This window comes from Nitrososphaera sp. AFS, assembly GCF_009898475.1.
Lineage (GTDB): Archaea > Thermoproteota > Nitrososphaeria > Nitrososphaerales > Nitrososphaeraceae > Nitrosopolaris.
Genome location: NZ_QURE01000014.1, coordinates 19,963 through 32,855 on the forward strand (window position 1 = coordinate 19,963; position 12,893 = coordinate 32,855).

Sequence of the window (12,893 nt, forward strand, 5' to 3'; positions counted from 1 at the left end):
ATGATTCCTCCTCTACTCCTTTTGCAAGCTGAAATGATTATATCCGCCTTTCTGTCTTCAATCCCAATGGATACCAAGATTTCTTTGGTTACGTCCTCTCGAGAACCAGCTTTTCTAATTATTTCCGCGTAAGTAGTTAGACTAGAAACTAGATTGTCAAGTTCCGGAAAGTGTAATCCATACCATTCTCTCATTCTTGCCCCTACAGTATTGAGAATTTGGTCAGTTTCATCAAGAGCATTAATCGCTTGGGCTACATGCAAATCTAACCTCGTTGATTCCTCTTTCACTTTTTCTGACGACATTTCAATGGCAAAATCTCTCAGTCTGCGAATCACATCTCTTTCGTCGCTGGCAAAACCACTGTGTATCAGTAATGCTTGTTTCCCTCTCTGAATTTCTTCTAGTTCTTCAGTTGTCATCATTTGGCTGTTTAAACCTGAGGAGATCAATATTCCATTTAGTCGTTGGTCATTGACCTTTACTTCGTCAATATCTCTAATCTTGTTGAGCAGCTCACCAAAATCATCAGGGGTCTTTCCAGTTCTTATTAGTTGATTGGATTTGGCAGCGTTGTCAAACTTAAGCGATGCAATCACATTACTTGATCCATCTAATGCGATTATACCTAATTCAACTAGGACAACCAGACATTGATTCGTCATTCTTATTTGTCTCTTCTATATCGCGCTATTAAAAAGCTAGCCAAAAAAACTTGTGTTTTTCAGATCTCTGGGAAATTTCTCAGCAGGGAGTGGTTAATTGACCACTTGTGAATACAATACTTCTGGATACAAAGAATTGAATAATCCAGCTAATCTTAAAATAAAGAAGTGAAACAGTAAGGTACCATTGTTTCTCTTTAAGGGAAAAAAAGCAACTGCGGATGAAAGAAAGGTGATAATGACAAAACAAACTGCAGACGGACTTATTACTTATTCTAAATCTTACCACCCAAACGAAGGAATTTTAATTCTAAAGGGAAAAAGCAAGAGGCAACAAGTTGTAATTGAGGGCTTGGTCATTCCACCATTTTCCACACACGGGCCATACTACTCTGGCTTCCCTACATACGATTTACCATTCGATCTGTCTTATGTTGGCACTGCTCATTCACATCCTGGGGGTTCTAATAACCCATCGCTTGAAGATCTCAATAACTACTATGGAGTTGTATCTATAATCATATGTTACCCCTATGAATACGAAACAATAGGTGCATTTGATAGAAATGGAAAGCCGCTGCATCTAGAAATCATTGATGCTTGATGCGCTGCCGTGATTTTGCGCTCAAGTCCATTCTCAGGTCAAATGGCGAGTAACAAGTGTGGGTCTATCTGCTCCTAACGTTGGTTATCGATTCTATTGCATTTCCAATAAGTGCGAATGCCAAGCCTGTAAGAGCAATCATCAGTCCCGGAGGAATGATCCACCACCAAAGCCCTCTTGCTGCAGCTTCTGCGGAATTTGCCTGATGTAGAATTTGCCCCCACGTGGGTATTGAGGGGTCCCCGAGTCCTAAGAAACTGAGTGCTGCCTCAGTTAGAATGGCTGCGGGGACTGCAAGAGCTATGCTCGCCAAAGTAAGAGGTAATAGCTGGGGTATAATGTGCTTAAATATCACTTTAATATCAGATTCTCCCATTAGTTTGGCCGCCTCTATGTAATTGAGGTTTTTTATTTGCAAAGCCAAGCTTCTGCTAATCTTTGCTGTCCCGATCCAGCCAAAGATTATCAGGAAGCCAACGATAAGGAATATGCTCCTTCCAATGAGTACCGACATAATCACCAAAATTGGCAGTGCAGGCACTGAGTAAAAGAAATCATTTATCCTCATTAATCCTTCGTCAGTCCTATTTCCTTTATAACCGGCGGCTATGCCATATATCAATCCAATAAGAACTGATGCAAGGGAGACAGTTAATCCTATAAATAGGGCAACAGGGGCTCCCCAAAAAATGCCGACAGCTAAATCTCTCCTAAGTTCATCTGTGCCCATTGGTCCATACACAGATCCACCAAGGATCAAGCCCGTAGTCTCCACTGTGTCCGAACTGCTAAACAAATAGAACCTTTCGTTCCATTTATACACTCCATTTAGCACTGCCGGATAAGTTGTTTTTGAAAAGATCATCACTTGGGGCATCGTTTTGTCCTGAAGGTAGTTGAATAACCTTTCATATACGCCAAGATTTTGAGTGATTAAACTATCTGTAGAGAAGATTCTGTTGTTATATTCATTCTGAGTTGCTCCGATAAGTGATGGCGGCAGTGCAGAATCGTAAATCAGAAAATCTTTACCATCAGGTCTCATAACATCGATACGAAGAACTGGCGGCGTCTGGCCATATTTGGCACTATATGGTATCATGAAGTCAGTAGGAGGTGAACCGTAGTTATAATTTACAGTGTAGGTATGTGTTACAGTACTTATACCGTGGTCAAAGGAAGTCGTCGTTGACGCCTGCTTTTGCGTAAGGATGATATGTTCAGGCATCTTCTGACCAAACTTCAAAAAGTTGGTCCAGGCTGGAGCAGCATTCTTTGGATAATCGATCCAGTAAGCAGGGTTGTTCCATTGCTGGAACGACTGTAATGGCACTGAAGTCACTGCATACAATGTCATGCAAATTAAAATAAGCAGTATGACGACCCCTATTACTCCTGTCTTGGAATGAAAGAAATCCCAAAGAGCAGTTCTTCTTGCTGACAGAATTTCTTTTGTCATCCGACTTTGACCCTAGGATCAAGATAGGCGTAAATCAAGTCAGTAATAAATATGGTAACTACAAAAATCAAAGTAGATACATAAGTAATTCCAATTATTATAGGTATATCCATCACGCCTATAGCATCGTAGTACAACTTGCCCATCCCTGGCCAATCAAATACTGCCTCGATTATAATTGAACCAGCGAATGATGAGGCCAGGGCCAGAGCTATCGAAGTAATTATTGGAGGTGCAGCATTTTTTAAGCCATGAGAGTAAACAACCTTTTTCTTGGGTATCCCCATCGCACTCTTGGCTAAAATAAAATCCTCTCTCAAGATGCCTGCCATGAAATACCTAACAATATATGCCCAAGAGCTGAAGCCCATGATGACAATCGTGACAAGAGGCAATATCATGCAATACAACAAATTAAAGATATAGTAGGGGTCGGAAGGAGGCAACAGAGGTGTAGACCGAGCAGGGAAAATATGATACACAAAAGCAAATGCAAAGATCATAAGCATTCCAACCCACCATGAAGGAAAACTGCTGCTTGAGACCGCAAGAAATGCGTTCATTTTATCCCAGGCAGAGCTAGGCTTATCTGCTAGACGTCCGCCTATGAATAGACCAATAACAGTTATAATCACAGTCGAAGACGTGAAGAGTAATATAGTCCGGGGCAATTTTTCCAGGATTATATCTCTAACATTAGAAGAACCTGAATCGCTGGTAAAGAAATGTGATTGGCCAAGATCTAAAACTGCAAGTTTTAATATAGTGTTAACGAACCGAGTCGGAGAGTACCAAGGTTCATTCAGACCTAGAGCTTTGATATTGAGTTGTATTTGCGTATCAACATAATGCTGACGTTCATCCAAACTTCGGAATTTTAAATTCCCTTGGTTTAAGGCGTTGATTTGATCGTTTTTAACTGCTTCAGTTAAGATCTTATCGGTTGTGGATCCTAGCAATGCTTGCGTTAGCACAAGGGTAGCAAAGATAACGACCAACATATTGATGGTTCTCTTGACCAGGAAATAGTGAATTCTAGTCATTACGATCTCAATCCAGGAGGTCTCACAATCTTGCCTATGATTCTCTCATTTGTTCTTTTATGCACGTCATACCAAACGTCCAGAGCGTTAATCTAATCCAAATACTACAGTCGACCATAACAGATCATCTAGTAGATTTGGAAATGAACTCAGGTATTCCTATTAAGGTCCCAGTATAGATATCAGGCTTAAATGCCTGCTTGCTGTTTGCAAAGATCTTGAAGGTATTAGGGCCAGCTGAAAATAAAGAGGTCTTGTTTCCCTGCAAAGGGATGACATATGTTCCAATAGGTCTTGACGCCTCTGCTGTACCCTGTAGAATCACTTTGTCATTTTTGTTTGATATGAAATAATTTACATCAGCATTATTGCTAGGTGCCGTTCCTACAGCCACTGACATATTAACCGCTGCCGGCTGTCCCAACGTTACAAATGAGGGTGAATTTATTCTCTGAATGGATGCAAGTTTCGGAGTCTCAAACGAAGCCCAGTAGGCTTGGGGAAAGGGATATGAAAGATCTCTAAAAGCCTTAATTGTGATTACTCCACCTGCAGGATTGTAACTGTCCAAATAGAATGGCCCGTTGCCTATAACCGCATTATCATGGACAGTGATCCATTTAATACTTGCATCGTAACGTTTCGTGGCGTCTGCTACACTTACGTTGCCTCTCAGTGGAGGTGGAACATACCCTTCTGCTTTCATTTTTTCAAGTTCTTCTTTTATCGACTGGGCATGCGTCGGAATAATAAGAGACAACCAATCTACATTATTCGCTGTTGCCTGTCCCCTCGAATAAGCTAGCTTACCTTCAGTGACCAGCCTCTCCGTAGCTGCTGTTATTTCCCATGGCTCAGCGGGCCAGATTGTTCCAGAGTCAGCAATCTCTTTCTTATCGTAATGCCATAAATCGATGTATGATTCTACTTCGTTGTGCCCAACAAACCTCAACCCCTTCACAAGTGGGATAGCTGCCTGTGCTTGCGATCTGAACTCGGGATCAACGGTAAGATCCCCCTTCCCTGTATTCGTTCCCCACTGTAGGAGAAAATATTGGGTGTACAACAAATCCGACTTATCCATCGAAATTCCATTGTGCCAATTGGAGTAGAGAATCTTGTAAGTTACCTTACTCATCGATGTTGCGTTTTTGCCCACTGATTTCCAATGCTGCGAGAAGGGATCCCAGAGGACGGCATCGGGTGCAACTTTAAGCCTATCTACTGGGCCATTTGTGGAAATATTCGTCCATTGTTCACGCATAGGTATCACATCGCCTGTATACGGATTCCTGAAGGTGCCGCTGTCAGATAAAGCCGAGTAGATTTCGGTGCAGTAGACATCTTTACATCCTTCAACATTATTCCATGCCCCTTGGTAAACCTGCTTGACCCCAATATTTAACATACTTTCATTTTTTTGACTCATGGCATTAATTAGGGAGAATCTGCTTGGGATGCCTGCACCAAAGTCGTTAACCAGCCCCTTTAGAGAAGATGATGCAACAAAAGGCTCAGTATTCTGAGCCACAAATATTCTTACTGATTCTTGGATGCCGTCTATAGTTGCATTTTTGACTAGCTCGTTTCTCTGTTTCTGAGAAGAAAACTTGAAAAAAGCTATTCTTTGTGTAATATTATCTAATGTGCCATTGTGATAATTCCAAAAGGCTGGGTTTTGTCCGCCTGGCATATTTCCGTTCCATGGTGCATACATTTGCGCAGTTACTGTCGGATTATACTTCACAAATGCCGACGTTCCAGCATAAGCCTCTGTGTAAACCTGCCACTGGAAGTCTTGGGGATTGGTTCCTAAAATAACAGAGTTTGCTTTGTTTAAATCGCCATAGTCTTTTAGAACAGTAAATCCGGCATTTTGAAGTTCAGATGCAACAAGTTCTCCCATTGATAGCCTTTGCAAATCATCACTCCTAATCAGAATCTTGACAGTAATGGGACTTCCCCTAAAAAACCACTTACCACTTTGACTATAAGCCCCAAATTTTGTTAAGGCATCCGAAATCATTTTTTCAGCGACCTGCGGATTGTATCTAAATCCGAATGATTCTACCGCACTTAACACGTTCAAATACTCTGGAGAATAGATGCCGAATGGGTCAACCATCTCAGTGCCATAGCCTTTCAGTATCTCATTAACAACGAAGCCACGGTCCACTAAATAGTTCAGTGCGTATCGAACCTCTTTAAGCTGAAATGGATTGATGGAATTGATATCCTTCGAGGGCGCCGGATTGAACAAAAGACCGTAAGAGCCTGCTATCCTGTCATATTCCTTTAAGTGAGGATCAGTCTTTATGCCAGATACAGCTTCTAATGGAATTCTATAAAAATAGGCATCCAAAATTCCAGATTTAACATCCTGCAATGCAACATTGTCATCTAAATATTGAATAAATCTAACCTCATTTACAAATGGGCCTTTAATTAGAGCTCTCGCACTTAAACCTGAGTTCGAAAAAACTGCGATCAATAGTCCTGTGATAAAGATGCTACTCAGAAGCAATGCGCCCATGAGGCCAGCCCCTAGATGATATAGCGCTTTACCAGAGTTTGCGAGTCCTGGGTAGGCCTAAGCTATTGGTGTAAAATCCTGGATTCAAATATCTGCTTGAGAGATATCTTTTCAAGTCTGATTCTGGCGAATTTGACGAATTGACGGCACCCGGATTTGGTATACTTTCGCTCGAAAAGAAACTATTGTATCTATCTGCCATAGTAATCTCGCAATACCAATCGGCGGGTCCACATTTAGCCATCAAGTCAGAACCTTTTTTTATCCATTCTGGGAGATTGGACCCAGTCCTACTTACTCTTTCCCATGATGGATCCTTTTCTACAAGCCATCTTGGTATTTTCCCTATAATATGCATCTTATTTTTTGTTGCGCAATTCCTTAATTAAGATTTGTTCGCCGCTACTATCTATAACCTATCAGGTCCATGCAGGATTTACACTTTTTTTAACATATGCACAGCATTATTATGGATCTATCGCTTTTTTGCTAAATATCTCTCAACCTAAAGAATCTGTTTGAGGTGTCGATGGTAATCCATAAATAAGAGAAAAAAATATATATATGAGATGTATAAGTTTGCTCCTTTTACGATCAAATATTTCATGGTGGACGTATATTGGTAAGGGACATATCGGTGTTTAGTGACCGCTGTCCAAGGTGTGGAAAGGGACCGATGGTCACTGATAATTCGAGCGGAGAAATGTTTTGCGGCAATTGTGGCTTTGTTGTTACTGAAAGGATCGAGGAGATGGGCCCAGAATGGCGTGCCTTCTCGAAAGAAGAGCACGAAGATCGAAGCCGTGCCGGAATCCCAACCTCGCTAGCCATGCATGATATGGGCCTTGCCACAATCATAGGCCCAGTGGATAAAGATGCTTCTGGAAAGCCCTTGTCTGCTTCTATGAAAAGCACTATTGAAAGATTAAGAACGTGGGATAGCAGAAGCCAAGTGCATGAACCAGTCGATCGCAATTTCAGACAAGCATTCAGTGAATTGGACAGACTAAAGGATAAGCTCGCTGTAGGTGACGCAGTTATTGAAAAAGCAGCCTATGTGTACAGAAAGGCTCTGGAAAAAGGGCTCGTTAGAGGTCGCTCGATATCTGCATTGGTAGCCGCGGCGCTATATGCAGCCTGTCGAGATACTGAGACTCCTCGAACGCTAAAAGACATCGCTAATGCAAGTAACATTAAGAAAAAGGACGTTGCCCGTTGTTACAGACTACTTATCAGAGAACTCGACCTAAAAATGCCTGTGGTCGACCCAGTGAAATGTGTTGCTAGGATTGCCAGCAAAGCTGGTCTTTCAGAGAAGACTAAACGTAAAGCCCTTGATATATTAAAGCGAGCAGAGGAAGGCAAGATTTCTGCAGGAAAGGATCCTATGGGACTTGCAGCAGCAGCGCTATATGTAGCCTGCGTGATGAACGGGGAGAACAAGACACAGAAGGATGTTGCAGAAGCAGCTGGGGTAACGGAAGTTACAATTCGCAATCGTTACAAGGGCTTAAAACTTCATCTTAAACTGTAGATGTGACCAGGTATTTTTTATTCTGAATCATTTAAGGGCTAGGAAAAACTTGAACCCGCCGAGACTATCAAACTCTAAAATCGTAAGCGGTTCAAATCCAATTACTGAACTTCAATTGCGGCTTCATTAAAGCCAAGTTTAACCAGATATCCCTTGACCTCGCCCCTATGGTCACCTTGAAGCATTATAAAGCCTTCCTTTGCAGTTCCACCACAAGCAAATTTGCTTTTTAATTCCTTAACTATCCTCTGAATATCGCTTAGCTTCGGATCAATTCCTTCAATCATGGTGGTGGTTTTTGAGAATCGCCGAGTTTCTAGGCGGACTACGACTCTTGTATCTTCTTTATCTAGTTCACCACATGCACAAAGGTCATCTGGCAAGCCACATTTCTTACATATAACCGCCATCTTTTAATGAGGTATTTCCCAATTCTTCCTATTAAGCCTTGCCGGTTCCATTACAGCCCTAATTCGGCATAAATGGTTTCAAAAACTGGATATAGTACATCACCTTGCTTCGTGATCCTAAAAAATCATTGTTAAATATTTTTTAAGCCTCAGCGAATTTCTCACACGTCTATCAAAGCCGATGGAAAGCCTTAGGAAGTAAAAATATTACCCTAAAATAGATGATATCGCTATGCTATAGTAAATACAATGAAGCGCAAGCCAAATTCAGATCATCTAAAAGATGCAGCAACTTTGCTACTAAAAGGTGGAACACTCATCAATGACCCTTGTCCTTCATGTTCTGGATTACAAGTGAGGTTCCAAGATGAGAACGTATGTGTGAACGAGTGTCAGCTACATCAAATATCCGCAAATGATACGGGTCAAGCGCCTATCGAAAATGATTTGTCAATCGATGCAATAAAAAAAATGATGGATGCGATATCCAAAGAAAAATTAGTAAACATCTTACAAACACTGAGACAAGAAAATGACTTGTCAAAACAGAAAATCCTGGCAGAGCTTATCGAGCTGTACTTAAGGATTCTCAGTGGATTGAGACAGGTAAAGGATGTGTAGGCTGACAGGCCACAGGTTACGTGTATGCGAGCACCATTCCGTGTTTCAGGACATGGCGCTAAGAAAAGCAAGAGTAGCGAGGACGGAATGTTTTTAAAGCTGGCAAACACCAAAAAGCTCAAATGAGCAAGAAAAAGAATGCTCCTCTGCCAGCTTCGAGTGCGGGGTTGTTGAGATTCTTTGAAGATGAGACCAAAGGGATTAAGATAAGGCCAGAGATTGTGCTTGGCGTTACCGGTGCTCTAATTGGTGTATCTATCTTGATAAGAATCCTCTTCCCAGTTGGATGACTTACACTAGCTCGAAATCTAATAGTGTCACAGTTATCCATAGAAGATGGTCTCTAACTAGGATTAATCCTTCCTCGTACAAGCTGTCTTATCTTATCTCATTAATAGGATCTTGTATACTAGTAGTGTTGTCCTGTCTATGGGGATTTAAGACAAGTACAACCGATTTAGCGATTCATTTAGCATTGGGGATATCCGCAGCAACCGGATCAGTTCTTTTTGACCGGTGGGCCTTACGAAGCTTGGTTAGCAAATTACCCAAGTATTTTCATGTTTCAGCTTTTGCACTGATGTTATGGACATTGACCGCAGTTTTTGGATCGGTTTCCCATACTATTTTTTCCAAGACTAGTACTCCATCAATCTATTTCATAGAGGGTATGATGTTAGCAGTTGGCATGCGTATAGGACTATTCAGATCGGTATTTGGCGCAAATGTTACTCAAGCTATACTTGTATCTTTTGTTCAGCCTTTTATACTGCTAATTGCATTCATGCCAGCGTCTTTCTATACATCACCAGTCTCAATTGCAATTGGAGTTGCATTAGGGTCAGTGTTTGTTTTCTTGGCCTTGGTCTGGTCCAAACTTGCTGATAAAGCTGGATGTCCTGAGCTGACTAGTACCTTTAAGGTTCTTCAAGCATTTATAGCCGCTTGGACTGAAAGTAATCCTCAAACTATGGAAGCAATCATGGAATCGCGTGCTCAAAAAGAAGTCGTTACTACCAATATTGTGAAATTCAGTACTGGGAATACAAATGCTTTCATAGTACTTCCAGATGTACATCCTGGGCCGTTCCATCCAATAGGTGGTAGCAACCTGCCGTATCTGTTATATTCAGCTTATTTAAGGTGTGCTCTAATCCTACATAGCGTCTCTGGTCATTCGAGAAATATCCCATCACAATTATGGGCAAACAAGTACATTCGGAGCCTTGCTCAGACAATGCCCTCAGACAGATCCACCACCGCGTCCGTGCCTTTGCAGATCAAGGTTGGAAATTGTATATCAACGGGAATAATTTTTGGGGATACAGGAATTATTATCCTTTCCATGGCACCCTTGGGCATGGAAGACGTTCCTGAAAGCGTCCGTTCAGACTTGGAAAGATATTCTTCTGAAATAGGACTAAGACAGTTATTAGTCGTCGATAGTCATAACGCGATGGGAGGAGAACTAAATGATTCGGATTATCAGAATATGCTGTGTGCAGCTAAAACTTGTTTGAAAAATTTGATCAAAGCGCCAAGATACCACTTCAAAGTGGGATTTGCAAACTTGGATGAAATCGCTTGTGATAGGACATCGTTAACCGACGAACTTGGACGATCAGGTTTGGCAATAATTGCTTTAGAAATCAACAATGACAAATATGTTATAGGATGGGCAGACTCAAACAATATGGAGAACAATCTCCGAGATTTTATTATTTCCAAGCTTTCACGAGCAGGTATCAGAGCACTGGAAATTTGCACATCCGATACTCATTCAACCTCTGGGAAAAGAACGAGTCAAGGATACTATGCATTCGGTAATACAAGCGATCATGAGATGATCGCTGAATTGTTTCGTCAGTTGTCTGTAAATTCACTTAACAAGGCTGCCTCTGCAAACTTCGAATTGTTAAGATCTAGCTCTACAATTAAGGTAATGGGAAATCGTCAGTTTGACGACTATGCTTCAGCTCTAAACAAGTCAATGAATTTAACCAAAGCATTTCTTGCGATCACCGCTGCATACTTTGTTATTATGCTGGTTCTGTCCTAATTTTGTCCAGGTGGATGGGGAGAGATTTGAACTCTCGATCACCTGTGTGTGAGACAGGTATCCTAACCAGGCTAGACCACCCATCCTACCGCCAGAGGGCATGTCACTTGAGATCTGCTTAGTCTTATAGCCTAATTTCCAAGATAGGTTGAATCGCATCCATTATATTAACAGTAACTCATTGAAGCGTGTTATGTGCCCTCACCAAAACCCTCCAAGTATGTTTTTTGTTCATTTGTAAGCGTATCGATTTGAACTCCCATAGACTCCAGTTTGGCGCGGGCAATTTCGTTGTCTTGGGATCTTTCCACATCGTACACCTGTGGTGCCAATGAGCCTTCAGATTCTGCTAGTCTAATTGTTGAAAGCAATTGATTTGCAAAACTCATGTCCATGACTTCTGAGGGGTGACCTTCTGCGGCTGCTAGGTTCACCAACCTTCCTTCACCAATCAAATAAATTTTGTTCCCGGTTTTCAAATCATACCCCATCGTATGTTCGTTAATGCGGTTAGATCTAGTTGAAAGTGCTTCAAGTGATGGAAGCGAGATTTCAACATTAAAGTGGCCAGCATTAGCCAAGATTGCACCATCTTTCATATTGTAAATATCGTCTCTCGATATTACCTCCTTGCAACCAGTCGTTGTTATAAAAATATCTCCAATTTGAGAAGACTTATCCATTCTAGCCACATGGAACCCGTCTAATTTTGCCTTCAGTGCGGCTATTGGATCTACCTCGGTCACAATTACGTTGCTTCCCATTCCTGCAGCTCGCCTCGCTATGCCTTTGCCGACGTGTCCGTATCCAGCAACTACAACGTTTTTACCCGCAAGGAGAATATTTGTTGCCCTGATAATTCCATCTAGCGCTGATTGACCTGTGCCATAAACGTTATCGAAGTCGTGCTTAGTTTCCGCGTCATTGACTGCCACAATAGGATATTTCAGCTTACCAGAGGCTTGCAAGGCGCGTAGTCTAATTACTCCAGTAGTCGTTTCCTCAGTTCCTCCGAAAATCGTAAATTTTCCATTCATTTTTTTATGCATTTCCACAGTCAGATCAGCCCCGTCATCGATTGTGACATTAGGATCAGTGCTAATCACAGAGTGAATGTCTTCATAGTACTCTGTTTTCGAAATGCCTCTCCTCGCAAAAACTGAAATGTTTTCATCGGCTGCTAATGAAGCAGCCACATCGTCCTGAGTGCTGAGCGGATTACATCCACACCAAGCGATATTGGCACCAATAGCACGCAAAACTCTGATAAGTACGCCAGTCTCCTTTGTTACGTGTAGGCATCCCGCAACTCTCACACCATCAAGGGGCTTTGTGGCCTGGAATTTTTTTCTTAGAGATATCAAGACAGGCATATGAGCCTCAGCCCAGTCTATCTTTTTCTTTCCCTCCTTGGACAGTGTAACATCTTTTATTCTGTTAGACATACGCAAAGATCAAACTTCCCTATACTTTAAGGATGCTGAACGGTCTATGACTGGACTTTGTCACGTCTGCGTAACACCCTTGGCAACTAGAATACACATAATGTATGGCATCTGTTTTGCCTGCGAATTTTTTTACAAGTGAAAAGCCTAAGCAGTTTTCTGGCATATCCGTTGTAGTGTAATATGAGGGATAGGTTCTGATTAAATAGCCAACGCACTTAATCTGTTATGATCACTCTATACCTGTTTGCGTGCTGAAGAGAGGTAGCCAGCATGAATGCGCTTTGTTCATACAAATATTCCCATGTCTGTGTCATATAAGGGGATCGGATTGTGCCAATCAAGGCGGACTCATAACTACTTTGCAGTATGAATAGTAAGTCTATTCGGTTAAGTATTACTTGATCTCTTACAAATGCTCCATACTACATGCGAACGATTATCAAATTTTTTTATTAGGTTTCGCAACTTGACCTCAAACGATTCGTTTATTATTTGGAGTATTAATAATTATTTAATG

The 12,893-nt window shown here is 41.5% G+C and carries 11 protein-coding genes, 1 tRNA gene and 1 pseudogene; 5 read left to right on the top strand and 8 right to left on the bottom strand.

Features of this window, described 5'->3' with window-relative positions:
* Positions 1-665, bottom strand: a pseudogene (locus DYY65_RS03370) (NOP5/NOP56 family protein); the annotation flags it as partial.
* A 238-nt stretch (positions 666-903) separates the two neighbouring features.
* Between DYY65_RS03370 and DYY65_RS03375 the strand changes: the two are divergent.
* Positions 904-1,269 (top strand): Mov34/MPN/PAD-1 family protein, encoded by a 366-nt coding sequence (locus DYY65_RS03375; protein ID WP_162476573.1) that lies wholly within the window; start codon positions 904-906, stop codon positions 1,267-1,269.
* A gap of 64 nt (positions 1,270-1,333) precedes the next feature.
* On the opposite strand, the gene DYY65_RS03380 is transcribed toward DYY65_RS03375, so the two are convergent.
* The 4 genes from DYY65_RS03380 to DYY65_RS03395 all read right to left on the bottom strand — a co-directional run bounded on the left by DYY65_RS03380 (position 1,334) and on the right by DYY65_RS03395 (position 6,662).
* The gene (locus DYY65_RS03380; protein WP_162476574.1) at positions 1,334-2,728 is read right to left on the bottom strand and encodes an ABC transporter permease; all 1,395 of its coding nucleotides are present in this window, start codon (positions 2,726-2,728) and stop codon (positions 1,334-1,336) included.
* The gene (locus DYY65_RS03385; protein ID WP_201449299.1) at positions 2,725-3,771 is read right to left on the bottom strand and encodes an ABC transporter permease; all 1,047 of its coding nucleotides are present in this window, start codon (positions 3,769-3,771) and stop codon (positions 2,725-2,727) included. The genes DYY65_RS03380 and DYY65_RS03385 overlap by 4 nt, the downstream gene beginning before the upstream one ends.
* Before the next feature lie 124 nt (positions 3,772-3,895).
* Positions 3,896-6,304, bottom strand: coding sequence for an ABC transporter substrate-binding protein (locus DYY65_RS03390; protein WP_162476575.1), 2,409 nt, complete (start codon positions 6,302-6,304; stop codon positions 3,896-3,898).
* Positions 6,305-6,332: 28 nt separating this feature from the next.
* The gene (locus DYY65_RS03395; RefSeq protein ID WP_162476576.1) at positions 6,333-6,662 is read right to left on the bottom strand and encodes a hypothetical protein; all 330 of its coding nucleotides are present in this window, start codon (positions 6,660-6,662) and stop codon (positions 6,333-6,335) included.
* Between the two features lie 261 nt (positions 6,663-6,923).
* Between DYY65_RS03395 and DYY65_RS03400 the strand changes: the two genes are divergently transcribed.
* Positions 6,924-7,838, top strand: coding sequence for a transcription initiation factor IIB (locus tag DYY65_RS03400; RefSeq protein WP_162476577.1), 915 nt, complete (start codon positions 6,924-6,926; stop codon positions 7,836-7,838).
* Positions 7,839-7,939: 101 nt separating this feature from the next.
* Here DYY65_RS03400 and yciH read toward each other — a convergent pair whose 3' ends face one another.
* Complete coding sequence (gene yciH / locus DYY65_RS03405) at positions 7,940-8,248, bottom strand: stress response translation initiation inhibitor YciH (RefSeq protein WP_162476578.1); 309 nt, start codon at positions 8,246-8,248, stop codon at positions 7,940-7,942.
* 249 nt (positions 8,249-8,497) lie between these two features.
* Between yciH and DYY65_RS03410 the strand changes: the two genes are divergently transcribed.
* From DYY65_RS03410 to DYY65_RS03420, 3 genes are all read left to right on the top strand, one after another.
* Entirely contained in the window at positions 8,498-8,869 is a 372-nt protein-coding gene (locus DYY65_RS03410; RefSeq protein WP_162476579.1) for an Sjogren's syndrome/scleroderma autoantigen 1 family protein, read from the top strand.
* Between the two features lie 122 nt (positions 8,870-8,991).
* Positions 8,992-9,159: a preprotein translocase subunit Sec61beta gene (locus DYY65_RS03415; protein ID WP_162476580.1), complete on the top strand. Its 168-nt coding sequence runs from the start codon at positions 8,992-8,994 to the stop codon at positions 9,157-9,159.
* Positions 9,156-10,928: a DUF2070 family protein gene (locus DYY65_RS03420; protein ID WP_162476581.1), complete on the top strand. Its 1,773-nt coding sequence runs from the start codon at positions 9,156-9,158 to the stop codon at positions 10,926-10,928. The genes DYY65_RS03415 and DYY65_RS03420 overlap by 4 nt, the downstream gene beginning before the upstream one ends.
* Positions 10,929-10,939: 11 nt before the next feature.
* On the opposite strand, the gene DYY65_RS03425 is transcribed toward DYY65_RS03420, so the two are convergent.
* Together DYY65_RS03425 and DYY65_RS03430 are read right to left on the bottom strand one after the other, a co-directional pair.
* A tRNA-Val gene (locus DYY65_RS03425) sits at positions 10,940-11,014 on the bottom strand.
* Positions 11,015-11,119: 105 nt separating this feature from the next.
* A complete protein-coding gene (locus DYY65_RS03430) occupies positions 11,120-12,373 on the bottom strand; it encodes an adenosylhomocysteinase (RefSeq protein ID WP_162476582.1) in 1,254 nt (417 codons plus the stop codon).
* Between the last annotated feature and the right edge of the window lie 520 nt (positions 12,374-12,893).